Consider the following 19,065-nt stretch of genomic DNA (forward strand, 5'->3'; position numbering starts at 1 on the left):
CCTCTCTTCGTTTTTTTGTTTTCTATTTTCTGTTATCACTAAAAAATGAAACGATTTTCCTGTATAATGGCAATTAAGGGCAATCAGCAACTAAATCAAGGCGGTGAACGAATGAAACACGTAAAAACCTATCACTCGGACCTACGCCATACACTTGAGGGCCCAGTTGTGATTGAAGGACCACTTTCATCCGTAACGATGAACAAGTACCATTTTCATGAACAGCTGATAGCGTTCCGGCCTGCCCCAAAACAATTCGAGGCTTTATTAAGCATTGCTGACTTGACTGAGGGCCGGATTATTATTGCCAGAACGAAAGATACTATCGTAGGTTATGTCACCTATTTACACCCGGATCCAATGGAACGTTGGTCAACATTTAATATGGATAACCTGATGGAATTGGGGGCTATTGAAGTTATTCCTGCCTACCGCGGGGCAAAAATAGCCTCAGGTCTGCTGGAAGTATCCATGATGGATGATTACATGGAAAACTATATCATCATATCTACAGAATACTACTGGCATTGGGATCTTGATGGCACCAGATTAAGTGTATGGGACTATCGTAAGGTAATGGAAAAAATGATGGCTGCAGGTGGTTTGCTTCCTGCTCCGACAGATGACCCAGAAATTATTTCTCATCCGGCAAACTGTTTAATGGTTCGAATCGGCAATAATGTACCCGAATCATCCATAAAACAATTTGACAAGTTGCGATTTTTACAACGACAGCAATACCGTAATATGAGGGAGGGGCTATAATGCTAGTTGAGGAGATAATGAAAAAAGATGTGATAACACTTTCCCCATCAGCGACAATTGCTAACGCACTGAAGCTACTGCGGGAAAATCACATCCGGCATATTCCAATAGTCAATCAGGATAATCAGGTCGTCGGTATCGTTTCTGACCGTGATGTCCGTGATGCGACCGCATCTATCTTTAATACAGCGGATAATCAGCAATATTTGCAACAAGAACTCCAATCAATTATGAGTTACCCTGTAGTTACTGCTCATCCTCTTGATTTCGTCGAGGAAGTTGCTAGGGTTTTTTACAATGAGGGGTTTGGATGCCTCCCGGTCGTCAGCGGCAACACCTTAATAGGCATCATTACCGAAAAGGAGATGCTGTATACAATGATCCTATTAACCGGTACGAATATCCAAAGCTCTCAGATTGAGGTGAAAGTACCACATAAACCAGGTATCCTGCCTGAAGTGGCAGCCGTTTTCGGTAAACGCAAAACGAACATAACGTCCGTGCTTATGTACCCGTTTAATGATGATCCGAATTACAAAATATTAGTTTTTCGCATCCAAACAATGAACCCAGTACCACTGATCCAAGATTTGCGTGATGCAGCTATGAATTGATGTGGCCAAATAATATAGCGGAGCCAAAATTATGACCTGTAAGTCTACATTTATATATACTGATAAATTCTTAGACTATCATTTTCATTCGGATCATCCTTTTAATCAACAGCGGGTATTATTAACAAAGGAATTATTGGAAGCGGTTAATCTATTGCCGAAACACTTGATTACAGCACCCCGAACGGCTACTGACGAAGAGCTTGCTCTATTTCACGCGCCTGCCTACATTAATGCCGTTAAAAAGGCGGGAACCGGCCATCTTTCAGAAGAAGAGGGGCTGGAGCATGGTCTTGGAACAGAGGATACACCGATGTTTCGTCATATGCACGAGGCTTCAAGTCACCTTGTTGGGGGAACACTCACTGCAGTGGATTCCGTTTTACTGGGGAATACAAATCATGCACTGAATTTGGGAGGTGGTCTTCACCACGGATTCAGCCGGAAAGCAAGTGGCTTCTGCATTTATAATGATGGTGCCATCGCAATTAAGTATATTCGAGAAAAGTATAATCTAAAAGTTCTTTACGTCGATACGGATGCCCATCATGGAGATGGTGTGCAATGGGCCTTTTATGATGATCCGAATGTCTGTACCCTTTCCATTCATGAAACAGGACGCTATTTGTTTCCTGGAACAGGCAATATAAGTGAGCGCGGTATCAAAGAAGGACACGGATATGCCTTTAATGTGCCAATCGATGCTTTTACGGAAGATGAGTCATTTATACAAGTATATGAATCCGTTTTCAGAAAGGTAGCAGCATTTTTTCGCCCCGATGTAATCCTGACACAGAATGGAGCTGATGCACATGTATTTGATCCACTCACACATTTATGTACAACAACAGAGACATTTGAACGCATTCCATTGATAGCTCATGAATTGGCACATCAGTACTGTGACGGGCGCTGGATTGCCCTTGGCGGAGGGGGATATGATATGTGGCGAGTTGTCCCGCGTACCTGGGCACAAATCTGGAGTGTTATGACAACAGGTGAAACACAAAAGGCGGCGCTACCGAAACCATGGCTGTCGAAATGGCAAAAGAAATCACCTGTTGAACTCCCTGACTCATGGAACGATAGCAAGGACATTGTACCCAATATTCCTAGAAAGCCCGAAATAACGGAAAAAAATGAAAGATCTTTATTAAGTGCACTTAAATATACTAAAAACAAATCAGCATATATGTAAAAAAGGCACGTGCCAAAGGCTGACTTTGAGCACGTGCCTACTCTGATCGATCATTGTTTAAAGAAGATATATCAGTTCAACTTGTTTCATTGATGATTTTATCTTGTCTCCTCCATGATTACCATTTCCACCCTCCTATTCTTTCTCCAGTTAGCTTCGGATGTATTCGGAACTACCGGTCTTGTGTCCCCGAAACCCGCCGCTGTAAACCGCTCTGGGACAAAATCATTCCGGGAAATCAGGTAACGAATCACGCTGCTCGCCCTTGCACCGGATAGTTCCCAGTTAGATGGATACCTGTAACTCGATATTGGCCGATTGTCAGTATGCCCTTCTACTCTAACATCATTCGGTATATTCTCGAGGAGGTTCCCTATTTTGTCTAAAAATGGTTTACCGGAATCAAGAACTTCCGCTTCCCCTGTTTCAAACAAAATACTTTCCTGCAGCACAAGAACAACGCCACGATCTGTTCGGTTTGCTGAAATGACATCATTCAGCTTATTGTTTTGTAAGTATTGCTCAACACTTTCTAATAGTTTATCAAGCGAATCCTTTTTTTTCTCTTCCGTATCTTCCTCAGCACGGTCTTTGTTGCCTTTCAGATCCGATGGTGTATCGAATTCATTGGTATTCTTTCCACTTTCCTCGTCACGCGTATGTTCGGTCGGATTTTCCATCGGTACCGGGGACGGATAAAAGTCAAAAATCATCCGATTTCTGAATGACTCTGAAATGGCATCGAATTTAGCAATATCGATTTGTGACATGGAAAAGAGCAAGATGAAAAAAACAAGAATCAGTGTAACCATATCTGAATAAGTAACCATCCACTTTGGCGCGCCTGAATCGTCTCGCTTTTTTATTCGCCTACGCTTCATTAACGTTTTCCCCTGTTAGTACATCGTCTTTATCCTTTTGGTTTTCCTTTTCATTGGATAAGAATGCACGCAGTTTTTCTTCAAGAATCCGAGGGTTTTGGCCGGACTGGACACCAATTACCCCTTCAATGATAATTTGCCTAGTAAACATTTCTTCTTCTGTTTTCTGTTCTAATTTATTTTTCATCGGAATAAAGACGAGGTTAGCCATAATGGTACCATACAATGTCGTCAGAAGCGCAACAGCCATTTTGGGTCCAAGTGTAGCAGGGTCTGACAAGCTGTTAAGCATTAGGACAAGGCCAACCAGCGTTCCAATCATTCCCCATGCAGGTGCATATTCTCCCGCTTTTTCAAGAATTGCTCGTCCACGATAATGCCGCTCTTCCATGGCTGTAATCTCAGCATTCATAATATCTTGGATAACCTCAGGCTCAATCCCGTCAACCGCCAGTAAAATGCCCTTTTTTAAAAATTCATCATCCACTTCGTCCATTTCATTTTCCAACGCCAAGATGCCCTCCCGGCGAGCACGCTCAGCAAGAAGAATAAACTTATCGACTAATTCCGGCATCCGCTGGTTATTTTTATGAAATGTTTCATTGATGACTTTTCCGGTCAATTTTATTTGCTCCATTTTGAAATTTATCAGGAGTGATGCCATCAATCCGCCAATGACAACAAAAATGGAGGAAATGTCCAGAAAGGAAGTGACCCCTTCTGTCCCCCCTTTTGCAAGAATTGCGAGCATAATCATGATGAATCCAAGTGTAATGCCGATTGGTGTTAGTATATCTTTTTTTCTCATAATCCTGCTCCCCTAAAACTTTCAATTACCTGAAACAGGTTACTTCTTATATCGGCATATTTATTAATTTGTTGAGTTTCTTTCGACAATCCGGTGCGGCAAAATAACTTTTTTCTCCCCTACTTCTTCTTTGTTCATATATTTTGTCAATAGACGCATGGCTACAGCACCGATATCATACATTGGCTGCACTATTGTGGAAAGTGTCGGGCGTACCATGGTTGCCAGTCTTGTATTGTCAAACCCAAAGACCTCAAGATCATCAGGAACCTGAAAACCTTTATCCTGAGCACCATGGATGACCCCTAATGCCATTTCATCCGAGGCTACAAAAACAGCAGTAGGCCTTTCATCCATTGTTAAAAGCTGCTCGGAAGCCTCCAAACCGGAATCATAAGAATAATCACCTTTAAGGATGTAGTCGTCATTCCAAGCGATGGATTTTTCTTCGAGTGCGCGCACATACCCATTATATTTCTGCTTATTAATTAACGTATCATCGACACCGGAAATGAATGCGACATTGTCATTCCCCTTATCAATTAAATAGGAAGTTGCCTCAAACGCTGCAGCTTCATAGTCAATATTCACCGATGGAATCTTATTCGTTTCATCATACGTCGCTGCCAAAACAACAGGCACGGAAGAGGTTTGGAACTGATCAACATGTTCTTCGGAGACGTCACCGCCCATAAATAAAATTCCATCGACCTGTTTCTCCAGCATGGCATTAATCAGATGTAATTCTTTGTCTTTGTTCTGATCGGAATTACTCAAAATGATATTATACTTGTACATAGTAGCAATATCTTCAATTCCCCGTGCTAATTCCGCAAAAAAGATGCTTGAAATATCCGGAATAATAGCTCCGACCGTCGTTGTCTTCTTACTAGCCAGTCCACGGGCAACCGCATTCGGACGATATCCCAGCTGCTGAATGGTTGCCAGAACCTTTTTGCGTGTTACTGGTTTTACATTCGGATTTCCGTTGACAACCCTTGAAACCGTCGCCATGGAAACGTTCGCTTCTCTTGCTACATCGTATATTGTTACATTCATAACTTTACCTCCTAGTCTGTTTACTAAAACGATTCCCTTTTTCATTATGATACTCTACAATGCCATAAAACACAAAAAATTGAAAGGGTGAATTCCTTTTGAAAGCCGCATGCTGTTTAGTTTTAAAGACGAAGCTACAGTAAAATTAATCATAAACAAAAACAGTATTATTTCATTACTATCTATCATCCAGAAGCAATTAAAATGGCACCCGTCTCGTATCCCAAGACCGGGTGCCATCTGAATTATATTAGCCACTTAAAGCGTCATTTCGCCGCCTGTTACAATACAGGTTCACCGTGTGTGCGTGCGGAGAATGATTTAAGTTCATCCATAAATTGCTCAAATGTAGGGATATCCATTTGTTGAGCAGAATCTGATAAGGCAACTGCCGGATCTGGGTGAACCTCGGCCATAACCCCATCAGCACCGATTGCTAGAGCCGCTCTTGCTGCCGGTAGTAACAGATCCCTTCGTCCAGTAGAATGAGTAACATCCACCATTACAGGCAAGTGTGTTTCTTGTTTAAGAATCGGAACTGCTGAAATATCAAGTGTATTTCTAGTAGCTTTCTCATACGTGCGGATTCCGCGTTCACATAAGATAATATTTCCGTTACCTTTTGAAATAATATATTCAGCGGCATTTAAAAATTCTGAAATAGTTGCCGACATACCACGTTTCAAAAGAACAGGCTTCGTTCCTTCTCCAGCTGCTTTAAGCAATTCGAAATTTTGCATGTTCCGTGCACCTATCTGAATCACATCAAGGTAGTCTGCTGCTTTTTCAATATCTGCCGGATTGACAATTTCACTAACCACCGCCATATCTAATTCATCGGCAACCTTTTTGAGTATCTGCAATCCTTCAAGACCAAGCCCTTGGAAATCATACGGTGATGTCCTTGGTTTGAAAGCTCCTCCACGCAGCAGCTTACCTCCTTTATTTTTTACCGCTTGGGCTACCTCTTTGACCTGTTCATAGCTTTCAACTGCACAAGGTCCCATTACATGGTGCACATTTCCGTCACCGACTTTTTCCCCTTTAATATCAATAACCGTATTGTCCGGCTTCTTCTTTCTGGAAACAAGCAATGCTTTCCGGTGGTCATCTTCCTGCAATTCAAGACTGGCTTTAAAAATTTCTTTAAAAATATGCTCAATTGTCGAATTTTCAAACGGACCTTCGTTTTTCCCAGTCAATTCATCCAGCATCTTTCGTTCCCTGACTGGGTCAAAGCGATTAATACTCTGTTTATTTTTTACCTTTCCGATTTCTTGGGCAATTTCAGCACGCTGATTGATTAAATCAAGCAGCTGTTCGTTGATGCCATCCAATTGTTGCCTCAGCTGTTCTAATTCGTTAGTCATTCAAACCCCTCCTGCTACGTTTTTATTCTGAAAATAAACCACATTTGTATAATTAGACACCATTATATCGGAAAGTCTTTTCTTTGTCACCCCTATATCCGGCAATTTTTTTACAAAAATAAAAACACTACTAACATCGATTCATTCTTCAATCACGACTCATGACTGCCAGCAAACCCCTGAGGCAACGTCCTTGGAACAGTACACGACACAGAAACTGGGACAAAAGTATGGAATCAAAAAAACCGAACGATTCAAAATGCTTCATTAGATTTCGAATCAGTTCGGATTTTTTATCGTACAATGGGCTTTTGCCTAAACCAGCTGAGGAAAGATGCTAAATTTGTCCAACCTTTCGTCTTTAGTGCTGAACGTTTTAGTTATGTCCCAACTCCTATTGCTGTATGTGTCATGTTGCCATTGTGGTTATTCTTTGTGCCCTTATCCCGCATTGATGCGAGTTAGCTCCTGTGCCTTTTGTGTAAATCTTGATGTTGTTTCCGCTGCTTTATTCTTCCATTCGGAGCCTTTGTCATAGGCGGTATTTTTCCATTCCCCGGCACGACTTTTTAATTCGGCTGCTCCTGTGTTAAGGTCTCCGCGTAACTCATTTCCTGATTTCGGAGCCAGGAGTAGCGCTGTTAAAGCGCCACCAGTCGCGCCAATAACTGAACCAATAACAAATTCTTTTCCATTAAATTTTTGATTTTCACAGTTTTCCATCCGAATTCCTCCCCTTAGTCACTTGTTCTTTTTCCGTTTCCAAAATTCAACAATCGCATTGCCCCATTTCAAAACTTCAGAGGCCTTTTCTTGATCGTATGCGGCAGTTTTTGATATATTGTCCGACAACTCCCGCAATGATCCATTAAGATCGTTTGCCGTCTTTCCAATTCCTTCTGCCCCATCAAATAAACCATTTAATTTTTCCGATTTTCGATTAACATCGTCTGCTAGTTTATTTGTTTTGTTCAACAATTCTGCTGTTTCCGTAGTTACCCCCTGTAGTTGCACTTCCAGGTTCTTCAACGTACCCTGGGCATTATTTAGTGTACGCTGCAAAGCTTTCAACGTGACTACCGTATAAATGACAAGCACTACAACGGCAGCTGCTACGATTAGTGCAGAAATGTACAGCATGAGTTCCATTAGCTAATCAGCTCCTTCAAATTTAAACAGTCAATACACAGATTAGTGGATGCTGGATAAACAAGCCGATAATGGTATAACGAACAAGAACTAGTAGTGTCCACAGATTTACATCGCTAATGATTGTCCCAATTCGGACGATTGCGCGCACACTCTATTTATCACAAATTCCCTGTTCCTAATTTTTTAAACCCATCCATAAAAATCCGTTTACGCACATCCACTTATTCTTACTATAACGAATTATTTCTTTCATTTCGACAAATATGCCGGAAATTCCTTTCAAAACACAAAAACAAGAGAACAAAGGCGCAAGCGCCCTTGCAGGCTAGGAACGCGACGTCCTGTCCGGGCGCCTGCACTAGCACGTCCTGTGCGTCGAAGCCGGACGTAGCTTAGCCTTGTAAGTAAAAGTCATATCGCTAAATTTTCTAGTTTCTAATCTTTTAAAAAAGCCTGCAGTACAGGCTTTTTTAAATCATGCATTCATTTTATCGTTTCCCACGGATATCAACTGTTTTTCATAAGCTTCTTGAAACTTCTGGATGTCCCCGGCACCCATGAAAAGCAGCACACTGGCTGTAGTATCCAGTAGCACCTCCGTATTAGACAAATCAAGGATAGAACTTCCGTCAATAAGTTCCTGTAGATCTTGAATGGTTAATTTTCCACTTTCTTCTCTTGCTGACCCGAAAATATCACACAAGTAAACCACATCAGCAAGATTTAGACTATCGGCGAATTCCTGAAGAAAGGTTTTTGTACGGGTAAATGTATGTGGCTGAAAGATAGCAGCAATTTGTTTATCCGGATACTTCTTCCGGGCAGCATCAATTGTCGCTGTAATTTCTTTAGGGTGATGTGCATAATCATCAATTAAAATCTGTTTGCCAATTCGCTTTTCCGTAAATCGCCGTTTAACACCTGTAAAACTGCTTAATTCTTTTATCGTATCTGTTTTCATATCTTCATAGTGACAAATGGCAATAACTGATAAGGCATTCAGAACATTATGATCCCCGTACATCGGGATTGCGAATGTATCATAATACGTGTTACGTACAAATACATCAAATTCGGTACCGTGCATTGTTTCCTTTACATTTTGTGCCTGGAAATCATTGGTACTGGCAAACCCGTAGTATACTACCGGAACCTTTGTCTGTATTCGCTGCAGTTGTTCATCATCACCACAAGCAATAATACCTTTTTTAACTTGATCCGCCATCATCTGAAAAGCGTAAAAAACATCATCAATACTTGTAAAATAGTCCGGATGGTCAAAGTCTATATTCGTCATGATTGCATAATCCGGTTTGTAGCTAAGGAAGTGACGTCGGTATTCACACGCCTCAAACACGAAATACTTACTGTCCACATGACCTTTCCCGGTACCATCACCAATCAAATACGAAATCGGGAACGATGAATCAAGTACATGTGCCAGCAAACCAGTTGTCGACGTTTTTCCGTGCGCACCGGTAACTGCAATACTTGTATACTGCTTCAACCATTCCCCTAAAAATTCATGATAGCGGTAGAAAGTCAATCCCTTTCTTCGTGCTTCTTTAATTTCCGGATGATTATCTGAAAAAGCATTACCTGCGATAACCGTATAACCTTCCTTAATGTTCGTTTCTGAAAAAGGGAAGATTGGAATGTTTTTTTCCTCTAATGCTTTTTGTGTAAAAAATCGTTTCTCAACGTCAGCCCCCTGCACGCTTTCCCCAGAATCATGAAGAATGTGAGCAAGTGCACTCATTCCGGTTCCCTTGATACCAATAAAATGGTAAGTTGTCATAAAAAAGAACCTCCAAAATTATGTCTGAAACAATTTCGCGTATAGCCCGAGGCTCACAGCTATTTAGCTATTATAGCAAAGAACCGTGAAGAATAAAATAGCTAAATCCCTGTCATACCGGTCGACGGTTTACTCATCATCATCCTGCGGGCAATATTCAACCTTTTCCATTCGCTGATTTGGCCGGTAGCGCCGTCCTTCTTTGGCTTCCGGAACACCGTTAAACAAAACATTATCTCCGGTAAAGCCGATCTTGATTTTCAGCAAGCTCCCCCCGACACCATACATATCAACAGGTACACCGTTTTCTTCAAAATAACTGATTCGTTCCTCCGTAAATCCGCCGCTGACCATGATATTTACATGGGAAAATCCCTCATCGTCAAGTGCTTTTCTTAAAGCAAAGACAAGTTCCGGATTCGTTCCCCTTGGATCAAAGGTGCCCATCAAGTGATGATTACGTAAAAAATATTTGTCGACAAGCGTTCTGGACGTATCGATACGAACTGCTTTTAGTTCCTCTCCGAATGCGTGGGCCACTTTTAATGAATCTGTAATCACATCATTATTGTAGTCCACCAGAGCAACGAGGTCGTCTTCGGGGTAAATTTCATGATAGGCTTTTGACGCCGCAACGACATCACCACGAAACAACTGGATCATTGCATGCGGCATCGTGCCCATCCCTTCTTTACCCCACCATTCATTCATTGCATGTGTCGCCTGGGCGGTTGATCCGCCGATAAAAGCGGCATAGCCGTCACCAGCCTGTTGCGTATAATGATCATCACGATCGCCCATGAAAATAACCGGTTTTTGTTTTCCGGATAAACTGGCAGCTTTCACGACATTATATACATTCGTAGCCACTGATGTTCTTCTTCCCAGGATGCCGTCAATAATCCCCTCCAAAAAACCGAATTGCTGATATGCACCGGAGATCGTCAGTACAGTTTCATACGGACCAATTTTGTCTCCATCTTTCAGCGAGTGGATTTCCAATTCCTCTGGTTTATCAGCAAATGTATGAACCAGCGCTATCGCTTCATCCGTACCACATAGCACGGCTTCATTATTTTTTTGAAAAAATTGCATTGTTACATGATTATTAGGCTGCATTTTTTCGGCAATTTCCTTCGTCTTTAGGAAATATACAGCAGAAAACCATCCATCTTTAATCCGTTCATCAAACTTGAACGTTTTATTCGTCAAACGTTTAATGTCGCCATTTAATTTTTTAGTAATTTCCTTCATACCGCTTCTCCTCGTAAACATAAAAGATTTTGTGACATTCATTCCCTCTTATCATATAAGAATAACTGAAACGAGACAAGCAGACTACCCTTTCCTAACTTGTGCAGCGCTCACCAACACTTCACGAGGTTTGCTCCCATTTTGTTGTGCTATAATTCCCTCGTTTTCCATGGCATCCATCAACCTGGCAGCACGGTTATAGCCAATTTTAAATTGCCTTTGTAATAAGGACGTACTTGCACGATTATGCTGCACAACGAAATCAATCGCTTCATCAAGTAACTCATCTGTCTCGTCATCCTTCGTAACTTGGGCAAGCAGTTGCTCCTGTTCAAACTGGTACTCAGGCTCAGCAATGGAACGGGCATAATCTGCGACACGATCAATTTCATCGTCAGAAACGAACGCTCCCTGAATCCGCACACTTTTACCTGATCCATTTTCTGTAAACAGCATATCTCCGTAGCCAAGCAATTTCTCAGCGCCACTCACATCGAGAATAGTTCTGGAGTCAACTTGTGACGATACACTGAAGGCAATCCGGGTTGGGATGTTTGCTTTAATCAACCCTGTAATAACATCGACGGATGGCCGCTGGGTGGCAAGCAGCAGATGAATACCACATGCTCGAGCTTTCTGAGCAATCCGGCTGATGGCATCCTCTACGTCTTGTGGTGCGGCCATCATCAAGTCAGCAAGCTCATCTATCACGATAACAATAAACGGCATTTTATCTTTGTGACGATATTCCCGTTCCATCTTTTTGTTAAATCGCTTAATGTCTCGAACACCTTCCCGCACAAACGCGTCATAGCGTTCTTCCATTTCACTAACCGCCCATTTCAAAGCAGCAGTTGCCGCTTTAACGTCCGTTATCACCGGTGATAGGAGGTGTGGAATGCCATTAAAGGGGGCCAATTCAACCATCTTTGGATCAATCATCAAAAATTTGACATCCTCATGGTTCGCTTTATATAAAAGGCTGATTAAAATGGCGTTGATACAAACACTTTTACCTGATCCGGTTGCGCCGGCGATTAGCCCATGCGGCATTTTTTGGATATCCGTTATTTGTGGTTCGCCCTCAATGTTTAATCCCAATCCAACCGTCAAAGGAGAAGTACTTGATTGAAAACGCTCCGAACTGAAAATTTCCTGCAATCCTACTTTTTGTGCATGCTGATTAGGAATTTCGATCCCAATCGTACTTTTCCCGGGAATGGGCGCTTCCATCCGAATGTCTTTAGCCGCCATATTCAATTTCAAATCGTCACTCAGGTTTTTAATTTTGCTTACTTTCACCCCGGGCTCCGGTTGTACTTCAAATCTTGTCACCGATGGACCTTGGGTTGTGCGAACGACTTTAGCCCGTACATGGAAATGTTCAAGCGTTTTTTCAAGCAGTTCTTTTTCACTGTTCATCCATAATGCATCCTGCGTGCTTTTGGGCTCAGGGTCATCCAATAAATAGTATGGTATCGTATTTGTTTCGACTGATTTATGTTTCATTGTCGAACTAACGGGCTCGGGTTTTCTAGTTTTGACAGTCTGCTTTTGTTTTAATTTGTCATTTGCTGACATCATCACATTGAATGGCAAAGGTTTACCGCTGTTCGATCCATTTTGTTGGACCTGACGTTTTCGCGGATATTGATTTTTCTCTTCCCGACGTTCATTCCTAGGTTCTTCGGCCGCATCCGCTTTCGTGTGTTCCTCCACAATCGCATCCGGTTGACTGTTTCCTTCAGGGTCATCTGTACTTTCATTCTCATTGGCTGTCAGAGTGGTATATAATACTGGTTCCGTTGACTGTTCCTGTTCTCTCACCGGTTCCGACTGTTCTTCCTGTTTTCGTTGAAATGCCGGTATTTCGGTACGTCGCTCTTCCCTTTTTTCCCGATGTTGAAAACCATAAATCGGTGACGGGACATCACTGGGGGTAAACGGCTTATCAGGATCCGGCCTATAAATCTGCCTGTCTTTCAAGTCTACCTCTTCCGGCTGTTCCTCATCCGTTTTCGCTTGATTTTCCGTTTGTTTTCTTGCAAAAGCCGGCTTATCAGAATCATCTGGTTCCTGAGAGGGGGTATCAGGGATGACAGGAAAGCGAAATGGTTTTCGTGCCGGATATTGATAGGTCATTCTCGTGCGTAATTCCCGTTTACCGTAATCCCATTCCACAGGTGCTGATTCATCATCGTTTTCTTCCGTTTTCTCAAAAAAAAGGTTGCTGAGTTTCTTCTTCCATCTATCCCACATATGTATCCACTCATTTCTATCAAATTAGCACTAGTTCCAGTTTACCAATTATTTGCTTCAAATGGGAGTATAAAAAACAACCTTTGTCAAAAAGACGCAGGTTGTTTTTTGAAAGATAAGAAACTATAAAATTTAGCGATATAACTTTTACTTGCTAGGTTAATCCACGTCCGGCTCCAGCGCCTTTGTTATATCATCTATCGGTGATTTACAATAAAAAACTTCAGCATTTTCTACAAGATGAAGTGATGCCAAGTTTTTAATAAGACAGCATAGTTAAGTTTAGGTTTATTAAAACTCAAATGGCTGACCTGTTTCGTAGGATTCATCAAGAACATAAATACCTTTCTCTTCAGGAGCGTCAGGCAGTCCGAGTTCTTTTTGCGAGCAAATCATCCCATTAGAAGGTACCCCACGTAGCTCGGTTGCTTTTATTTTCATACCACTGGGCATGACCGCACCGACTTTTGCCACAACCACTTTCTGTCCTGCTTCCACATTGGGTGCCCCACAGACAATCTGCAGCTGTTCATCACCTGTTTCAACCTGACAAACACTTAGTTTATCGGCATTTTCATGCTGTTCTTTTGTTTTAACATAGCCAACGACAAACGAGGGGCTCAAGTCAAAATCAAGTGAATCTTGCAAGTTATTTTTGGCGAAGGCTTTCTTTAGCTGGTCAAGCAGTGTTTCCGTCATCGTTATTTTTCCCTTGCCATCCAAACTAACATAGGAAGACGCGTTAAATAGATTATAGCCTAACAAATCACCTTTTTCATCCGTTATTTTCGTTACATCTCCATAATTTTCATGCATCTTATCATAACGGTTTCCTTCTTTGATTGGAATAATAAGTACATCTCCGGCAGCCTTGGGGTTGTAAAAAACATCCATTTGCTTCAGTCCTTTCTAGTGATTTATTTCTTTTCCGGTCTATTTTTAGCAAGTATGAAAACAGGTTCCAATGTCTTATCTTCATAGATAAATGGCAGGGACGTAATCGGTATACGACCTTCCGCGAAAAATTTCATCGTCATTTGCGCCAGTATATCGTAACCGGCTTTATTCTGGATATCCGCAAAAATCAGCACATCCTGATGAGGGACGGCTACAGCCAATTCCCCTTTCGCATTCGCCAGCATTTCTTCGAGGAACGCTTCGTTTAAGATTCTGCTAGCATCATAGCCATCTTGTTTGGCCACAAAGTAAAAATCATTTTCCGCCACTGTATCCTTTTTATAGTCATTCGCCAGTGACCGAACATTGAAGGATGCGATTTCATCAATCCAGCCATATGACCAGCCTTCCTGTTCAAGCATTGGTTCATCAATAAGGCGATAGGACTTGCCAAGATCCAACGCATAAAAAACACGCGTCTCTGCCGTATGTTCCTTATAGACAAGTTTCGTTCCAGCATTGGTTTCTGTCGGGAATGATGTAGCGCGGATGACTGGATAAATTTGCTTTTCCATGCCTGATAATTCATGCGTTTCATGCATAATCCTTAGCGCTTCCAGTACATGTTCCTCAAGATCGTCAACAGCAGCCTCTCCGCGTTCATTGTATTTAGCGATAACATTGGGAAGGGTGATGGTCATGCCCTGCCCAGTATCTTGCCACTCGATGCGAAACGTGTCTTTATCACGGTTGTACGATGTTCTGAATTCAGGCCTGGCAATCCGATCTTCAATCATTTTTTTCATTTTGATGCTTGTCATTTTCGACATCCTTTAACCTCCCTTAACCGTCCGCTTTTTCCATAAATGCCAGAATTTCATCTTTTGTTTTTCGATCTTTGCTGACGAACCGGTCAACTTCTTTCCCATTTTTGAATGCGATAAAGCTTGGAATACCGAACACATCGTATTCCTGACAAATATCGATAAACTGATCACGGTCAACTAAAATAAACGTGAAATTCGGATAGGCTTCTTCAATTTCCGGTAACACCGGTTCAATGACGCGACAATCCGGGCACCAGTCAGCAGAAAATACTAGAACTACATTTTTACTATTGATATGATCATTTAACTGTTCAACTGATTCAAGTGATTTCATATACATCTACCTCCATTGTAATCACTATCATATCTTTGATTGCGACTCGATTCAATTAACTTGATGTGTGAGGTAGGTCAAATTTTTAAGCAGGGCTCCGACGTATAAAACAAAGAAAGTCGCAACACATCACACAAAAAGCTAAAAGCTGCCTTTCTTTTCCAAGGGCGCCTGCACTAGCACGTCCTGTGCGTCGTAGCGACGTAACTTATCTTCTCAGAAAAAACCGGCCAAAATGAACATGCATTTCCGCCGGCAGTATCGTGTAACTATTTTTGGGTTGTTTCACTATTTTCGAGTGCTATCGACCGTGCCATTTTCATCATTGCATCTGCATCACTATCCAGTTTTCTTTTCGGTGTGTTGGTAGTAATTTTGACCCCGCCGACACCTATTTGCAATTCATACCTGTCACTCTCATTAGGAGGCATAATCCGGATATAGCCGAATTTATTTTTATCCTTAAAGGCCTTAAGAAGCAATGCCTCGTCTTTTTTTGCTGCTGCTGTATGATAGCTTAATTTGCTCTTTGGCCCCTCTAGCTCATTATAGAACACAATATAAGTTTGGTTGCCATCTTTCAAAATGACGTTACTTTCCTCTTCCTTGCTAACGTCCAATCCACGTGGCACATATATAGCAAAAGTGTCCAGCTCATGGTTGGTGTCCATTGTGTGATCTTCTTGAAAAAGCTCTTTAGCAGTATCACCAGCGTTTTGAACAGCCTCTTTCTCCGACTGCCCGATACCACAACCGGTCAAAATAACCATACTGCATAAAACGGTTATAGCATATAGTAATCTTCGCAATGTCTTCCCCACCTCTAGTACGTTTTCCCCACTATATCTTACTACGAATTTAAAATTTGACAAGGGAACCAATTTTATTAGTACCGACCTTTGTAATCAAACGAACCTTTTTGAATGCTATGTATTTAATCGTTTGTTTTTCAGTGACATAGTTGTCCGTAATGAAAGGTGATTCTCTTGCGGGAAGAAAAAGGCAGACTAAGTTCGCTTCTTTCAGGAAGTTCAAGCAATTTTTTTATTTCGAACATATTTGGTTGGCGTTAGCCGAAAAAAAAAGATAAGATAGAATTAAATTGTGTATAAATGGAGGGGTTTTTATGAAGTTAACAGTTTATTTGGCTGGTCAAATCCATGATGATTGGCGAGAACAATTAAAGGCTAAAGCCAGTGAAAAAGAACTCCCACTGACATTTGTGTCACCGCAGACAAATCATGACCGCTCAGACGACATTGGCGAAGCTGTACTAGGCGAACAGCCGGGGAAAATTTACAGAGACGATGCAGCATCTGCTATCAATAACTTCCGTACAGAAGTACTTATGCAGAAGTCAGATGTTGTTATTGCACTGTTCGGGGAAAAATATAAACAGTGGAACACAGCAATGGATGCAAGTGCTGCCATCACGATGAACAAACCGACAATCATTGTACGACCGAAGTCCCTGATTCACCCGTTGAAAGAGCTTTCCAATAAGGCAAATGTAACCGTAGAAACAATTGATCAGGCATTGGATGTATAAAGCTATATTTATGAATGATTGTAAAAGCAGCGGTTAACACAACCGCTGCTTCATTCTATCTATACGCCTGCATACTCCCACTGACCATACAGTAGCTTAACGACATGGACAAACATCTCTTTTCGTGATATACGTTCATTGGTAAAAATGCCAATAGCACCTTCTTTTTTCCGAACATCCTGACGTTTAGCATACGCATCCATTACGTCTCCAAGTTCAACTCCTTCATTCAATTCGTTCTCAATTTCAGAAGGTAGTAATATTCTAGCACCGCTCGCCGTGAAAACGTTGTTATTCTTCGTCACAAGTGCACCCCAGTTACATAAGTATAACCCGTTATCGACGTACATGACACCTCCCTCAAGTCCTACACCGATATCCCCTGACGCCTCTTGAAGGCAGTACGTAGCTCGATTGATCGCTCCTAGTCTAGTTTCAGCATCAGAAAACGGCTGTGCACTAACCTGTGATGGTGCTTGTATTCCAGTAATTTTATCCTGGGAAAAAATGTCCGTTACGGCTGCGATTTTAGCAGGGTTGTTAGAACCAACAATAATATTCATGGTCATCAATACCTTTACTTCGACTTAATTGTTTCAACTGTATTCTTATCTGTAGATTTAACAAGCTTTACTAATAGTTCTTTCGCTGCCTGATAATCGTCTACATGGATAATTGATGACGATGTATGGATGTAGCGGGAACATATCCCGATAACCGCCGATGGGACGCCTTCATTGGAAACATGTACACTTCCTGCATCCGTGCCGCCTTGTGATATAAAATATTGATACGGAATATCATTGGATTCAGCTGTATCTAGAATAAATTCTCGCATTCCACGATGCGTGATCATTGTTCGGTCAAAAATACGCAATAAAGCGCCTTGGCCCAACTGGCCGAATTCTTTTTCAGCACCTGACATGTCATTGGCAGGAGATGCATCAAGCGCATAGAAAATATCAGGTTGAATCATATTAGCAGCAACTTTGGCCCCGCGCAATCCTACTTCTTCCTGAACGGTTGCACCGGAATACAGTTGGTTTGGAAGGGTTTCTCCCTGTAGTTCCTTCAAGAGCTCAACCGACAATCCACAGCCATACCTATTATCCCATGCTTTAGCTAGAATCTTTTTCTCATTAGCCATCGGTGTGAATGGGCAAATGGGTACAATGGCCTGTCCGGGCCTAATGCCAATTTTTTCAGCATCCTCCTTGTCGTCAGCACCAATATCAATCAGCATGTCTTTGGTGTCCATCGGTTTTTTTCGCTGTTCGGGTGTTAAATTATGTGGTGGTGTCGAACCAATAACACCGATGACAGGACCGTCATCAGTCATCACTTGTACACGTTGAGCCAATAAGACCTGGCTCCACCAGCCGCCAAGTGTCTGGAAGCGAATCATGCCATTTTTTGTAATTTGGGTAACCATAAATCCTACCTCATCCATGTGGCCGGCAACCATAACACGAGGCCCATCCCCGTCTTTAACACCAAAAACACCACCGAGATTATCCTGAATCACTTTATCAGCGTATGTTTCCAGTTTGTCCCGCATAAACCTTCTTACAGGATGTTCATTTCCTGGAGCACCCTGCAACTCTGTCAAATTTTTAAACAAATCCATTGTTTCCCTGTTCATTCATATTCCCTCCCAATTATGTAATACGTTTAGTATAGCGGAAAATTGCTTTGTTTTTCCACCATTCCACCGTTTATTGTTTTTATTATGGATTTCAATCCGTTATAATGGTTAGTAGATAAGTAAGCATATAAATTCATTTCCAGAGGTGACTAAATGATGAAAGCCAGAAATGCAGTTATCGTAGCCGGTGCAGGTATTGCCGCAGGGTTTTTAGTAAAGCAGCAGCTAGATCGGTACCAGAAGATTACACCTGAAAAAGCACTAAAAAAGGCAAAAGAAGCCTTTAATAAGCAAGGACCGATTAGTGGTTCATGGATTTATATGAAACCTGAGGAATATGAAAAAAACGGACTGCTGTATAACGCCTACCGTGGTGGTATCACCCGCAATATTGACGGTGAAAACAAACAGTACGAATTTTTCATTGACGTTGACACCGGGGCTGTAATCGAATCCGCAGAAACAGCATAACTTACGAGGTTCATCGCGAAACCGGATGACATTTAGCATTTCAAATGATTAAAAGCATTAGAAATTGCAGTACAGACGCTATTTCCCAAAGAGAATAGCGTCTGTATTTTTATGTAGAGAGGTACAAATTCATTCTTCCAAGTTTTATGTGTTCATCGAAAGTTGAATAATCTGCAAAAAAGGC

Annotated in this window: 20 protein-coding genes; 5 read left to right on the forward strand and 15 right to left on the reverse strand. The window is 41.7% G+C overall.

The window, feature by feature from the left end; all coding sequences use genetic code 11:
• Positions 1 to 111: 111 nt before the first annotated feature.
• Genes FFL34_RS02990 through FFL34_RS03000 form a run of 3 tightly spaced genes read left to right on the forward strand, consistent with a single transcriptional unit; the run spans position 112 to position 2,577 of the window.
• Positions 112 to 765: a GNAT family N-acetyltransferase gene (locus FFL34_RS02990; protein WP_138601253.1), complete on the forward strand. Its 654-nt coding sequence runs from the start codon at positions 112 to 114 to the stop codon at positions 763 to 765.
• Positions 765 to 1,379: an acetoin utilization AcuB family protein gene (locus FFL34_RS02995; protein ID WP_325053265.1), complete on the forward strand. Its 615-nt coding sequence runs from the start codon at positions 765 to 767 to the stop codon at positions 1,377 to 1,379. Before FFL34_RS02990 ends, FFL34_RS02995 begins: the two co-directional genes overlap by 1 nt.
• Before the next feature lie 31 nt (positions 1,380 to 1,410).
• The gene (locus tag FFL34_RS03000; RefSeq protein WP_138601256.1) at positions 1,411 to 2,577 is read left to right on the forward strand and encodes an acetoin utilization protein AcuC; all 1,167 of its coding nucleotides are present in this window, start codon (positions 1,411 to 1,413) and stop codon (positions 2,575 to 2,577) included.
• A gap of 98 nt (positions 2,578 to 2,675) precedes the next feature.
• Here FFL34_RS03000 and motS read toward each other — a convergent pair whose 3' ends face one another.
• From motS to FFL34_RS03065, 13 genes are all read right to left on the reverse strand, one after another.
• Complete coding sequence (motS, locus tag FFL34_RS03005; RefSeq protein ID WP_138601259.1) at positions 2,676 to 3,458, reverse strand: flagellar motor protein MotS; 783 nt, start codon at positions 3,456 to 3,458, stop codon at positions 2,676 to 2,678.
• A complete protein-coding gene (gene motP, locus FFL34_RS03010; protein WP_138601261.1) occupies positions 3,448 to 4,266 on the reverse strand; it encodes a flagellar motor protein MotP in 819 nt (272 codons plus the stop codon). Before motP ends, motS begins: the two co-directional genes overlap by 11 nt.
• A 63-nt stretch (positions 4,267 to 4,329) precedes the next feature.
• Positions 4,330 to 5,325, reverse strand: coding sequence for a catabolite control protein A (ccpA, locus tag FFL34_RS03015; RefSeq protein WP_138601264.1), 996 nt, complete (start codon positions 5,323 to 5,325; stop codon positions 4,330 to 4,332).
• A 281-nt stretch (positions 5,326 to 5,606) separates the two neighbouring features.
• Positions 5,607 to 6,695, reverse strand: a complete 1,089-nt coding sequence (locus FFL34_RS03020; protein ID WP_138601267.1) for a bifunctional 3-deoxy-7-phosphoheptulonate synthase/chorismate mutase — start codon at positions 6,693 to 6,695, stop codon at positions 5,607 to 5,609.
• A 441-nt stretch (positions 6,696 to 7,136) separates the two neighbouring features.
• Positions 7,137 to 7,418 carry a YtxH domain-containing protein gene (locus FFL34_RS03025; protein ID WP_138601270.1) on the reverse strand — a complete coding sequence of 94 codons (282 nt, stop codon included), beginning with the start codon at positions 7,416 to 7,418 and terminating at the stop codon, positions 7,137 to 7,139.
• A gap of 18 nt (positions 7,419 to 7,436) precedes the next feature.
• Positions 7,437 to 7,844 (reverse strand): DUF948 domain-containing protein, encoded by a 408-nt coding sequence (locus FFL34_RS03030; protein ID WP_138601273.1) that lies wholly within the window; start codon positions 7,842 to 7,844, stop codon positions 7,437 to 7,439.
• A gap of 478 nt (positions 7,845 to 8,322) precedes the next feature.
• Positions 8,323 to 9,645 carry a UDP-N-acetylmuramate--L-alanine ligase gene (gene murC, locus FFL34_RS03035; RefSeq protein ID WP_138601276.1) on the reverse strand — a complete coding sequence of 441 codons (1,323 nt, stop codon included), beginning with the start codon at positions 9,643 to 9,645 and terminating at the stop codon, positions 8,323 to 8,325.
• 129 nt (positions 9,646 to 9,774) lie between these two features.
• Positions 9,775 to 10,899, reverse strand: coding sequence for a nicotinate phosphoribosyltransferase (locus FFL34_RS03040; RefSeq protein ID WP_138601279.1), 1,125 nt, complete (start codon positions 10,897 to 10,899; stop codon positions 9,775 to 9,777).
• An 84-nt stretch (positions 10,900 to 10,983) separates the two neighbouring features.
• The gene (locus FFL34_RS03045; RefSeq protein ID WP_138601281.1) at positions 10,984 to 13,158 is read right to left on the reverse strand and encodes a DNA translocase FtsK; all 2,175 of its coding nucleotides are present in this window, start codon (positions 13,156 to 13,158) and stop codon (positions 10,984 to 10,986) included.
• A 291-nt stretch (positions 13,159 to 13,449) separates the two neighbouring features.
• Entirely contained in the window at positions 13,450 to 14,052 is a 603-nt protein-coding gene (gene ytpR, locus FFL34_RS03050) for a YtpR family tRNA-binding protein (RefSeq protein WP_138601284.1), read from the reverse strand.
• Between the two features lie 23 nt (positions 14,053 to 14,075).
• Positions 14,076 to 14,885 (reverse strand): DUF1444 domain-containing protein, encoded by an 810-nt coding sequence (locus FFL34_RS03055; protein WP_138601287.1) that lies wholly within the window; start codon positions 14,883 to 14,885, stop codon positions 14,076 to 14,078.
• A 13-nt stretch (positions 14,886 to 14,898) separates the two neighbouring features.
• Positions 14,899 to 15,216: a thioredoxin family protein gene (locus tag FFL34_RS03060; RefSeq protein ID WP_138601290.1), complete on the reverse strand. Its 318-nt coding sequence runs from the start codon at positions 15,214 to 15,216 to the stop codon at positions 14,899 to 14,901.
• Between the two features lie 269 nt (positions 15,217 to 15,485).
• Positions 15,486 to 16,025, reverse strand: coding sequence for a hypothetical protein (locus tag FFL34_RS03065; RefSeq protein ID WP_138601293.1), 540 nt, complete (start codon positions 16,023 to 16,025; stop codon positions 15,486 to 15,488).
• Between the two features lie 317 nt (positions 16,026 to 16,342).
• On the opposite strand from FFL34_RS03065, the gene FFL34_RS03070 reads away from it, so the two are divergent.
• Positions 16,343 to 16,765 (forward strand): YtoQ family protein, encoded by a 423-nt coding sequence (locus FFL34_RS03070; protein WP_138601296.1) that lies wholly within the window; start codon positions 16,343 to 16,345, stop codon positions 16,763 to 16,765.
• Between the two features lie 59 nt (positions 16,766 to 16,824).
• On the opposite strand, the gene FFL34_RS03075 is transcribed toward FFL34_RS03070, so the two are convergent.
• Both FFL34_RS03075 and FFL34_RS03080 read right to left on the reverse strand, forming a co-directional pair.
• Positions 16,825 to 17,328 carry a DUF84 family protein gene (locus FFL34_RS03075; RefSeq protein ID WP_138601299.1) on the reverse strand — a complete coding sequence of 168 codons (504 nt, stop codon included), beginning with the start codon at positions 17,326 to 17,328 and terminating at the stop codon, positions 16,825 to 16,827.
• 14 nt (positions 17,329 to 17,342) lie between these two features.
• Positions 17,343 to 18,407, reverse strand: a complete 1,065-nt coding sequence (locus FFL34_RS03080; protein WP_138601302.1) for a M42 family metallopeptidase — start codon at positions 18,405 to 18,407, stop codon at positions 17,343 to 17,345.
• Between the two features lie 159 nt (positions 18,408 to 18,566).
• Here FFL34_RS03080 and FFL34_RS03085 point away from each other — a divergent pair, with 159 nt between their 5' ends.
• Positions 18,567 to 18,881 carry a PepSY domain-containing protein gene (locus FFL34_RS03085; RefSeq protein WP_138601304.1) on the forward strand — a complete coding sequence of 105 codons (315 nt, stop codon included), beginning with the start codon at positions 18,567 to 18,569 and terminating at the stop codon, positions 18,879 to 18,881.
• Positions 18,882 to 19,065: the final 184 nt, after the last annotated feature.

The sequence above is a fragment of the Lentibacillus cibarius genome, from assembly GCF_005887555.1.
GTDB classification, from domain to species: domain Bacteria; phylum Bacillota; class Bacilli; order Bacillales; family Amphibacillaceae; genus Lentibacillus; species Lentibacillus cibarius.

Bases quoted from the DNA above. Each gene is read 5' to 3' on its own strand.
- FFL34_RS03030 (WP_138601273.1), bottom strand. From the start codon at position 7,844: ATGGAACTCATGCTGTACATTTCTGCACTAATCGTAGCAGCTGCCGTT.
- FFL34_RS03040 (WP_138601279.1), bottom strand. From the start codon at position 10,899: ATGAAGGAAATTACTAAAAAATTAAATGGCGACATTAAACGTTTGACG.
- FFL34_RS02995 (WP_325053265.1), top strand. From the start codon at position 765: ATGCTAGTTGAGGAGATAATGAAAAAAGATGTGATAACACTTTCCCCA.
- FFL34_RS02990 (WP_138601253.1), top strand. From the start codon at position 112: ATGAAACACGTAAAAACCTATCACTCGGACCTACGCCATACACTTGAG.
- murC (WP_138601276.1), bottom strand. From the start codon at position 9,645: ATGACAACTTACCATTTTATTGGTATCAAGGGAACCGGAATGAGTGCA.
- FFL34_RS03055 (WP_138601287.1), bottom strand. From the start codon at position 14,885: ATGTCGAAAATGACAAGCATCAAAATGAAAAAAATGATTGAAGATCGG.
- FFL34_RS03045 (WP_138601281.1), bottom strand. From the start codon at position 13,158: ATGTGGGATAGATGGAAGAAGAAACTCAGCAACCTTTTTTTTGAGAAA.
- ccpA (WP_138601264.1), bottom strand. From the start codon at position 5,325: ATGAATGTAACAATATACGATGTAGCAAGAGAAGCGAACGTTTCCATG.
- FFL34_RS03080 (WP_138601302.1), bottom strand. From the start codon at position 18,407: ATGAACAGGGAAACAATGGATTTGTTTAAAAATTTGACAGAGTTGCAG.
- motP (WP_138601261.1), bottom strand. From the start codon at position 4,266: ATGAGAAAAAAAGATATACTAACACCAATCGGCATTACACTTGGATTC.
- FFL34_RS03000 (WP_138601256.1), top strand. From the start codon at position 1,411: ATGACCTGTAAGTCTACATTTATATATACTGATAAATTCTTAGACTAT.
- FFL34_RS03060 (WP_138601290.1), bottom strand. From the start codon at position 15,216: ATGAAATCACTTGAATCAGTTGAACAGTTAAATGATCATATCAATAGT.
- FFL34_RS03070 (WP_138601296.1), top strand. From the start codon at position 16,343: ATGAAGTTAACAGTTTATTTGGCTGGTCAAATCCATGATGATTGGCGA.
- FFL34_RS03075 (WP_138601299.1), bottom strand. From the start codon at position 17,328: ATGAATATTATTGTTGGTTCTAACAACCCTGCTAAAATCGCAGCCGTA.
- motS (WP_138601259.1), bottom strand. From the start codon at position 3,458: ATGAAGCGTAGGCGAATAAAAAAGCGAGACGATTCAGGCGCGCCAAAG.
- FFL34_RS03025 (WP_138601270.1), bottom strand. From the start codon at position 7,418: ATGGAAAACTGTGAAAATCAAAAATTTAATGGAAAAGAATTTGTTATT.
- ytpR (WP_138601284.1), bottom strand. From the start codon at position 14,052: ATGGATGTTTTTTACAACCCCAAGGCTGCCGGAGATGTACTTATTATT.
- FFL34_RS03020 (WP_138601267.1), bottom strand. From the start codon at position 6,695: ATGACTAACGAATTAGAACAGCTGAGGCAACAATTGGATGGCATCAAC.
- FFL34_RS03085 (WP_138601304.1), top strand. From the start codon at position 18,567: ATGAAAGCCAGAAATGCAGTTATCGTAGCCGGTGCAGGTATTGCCGCA.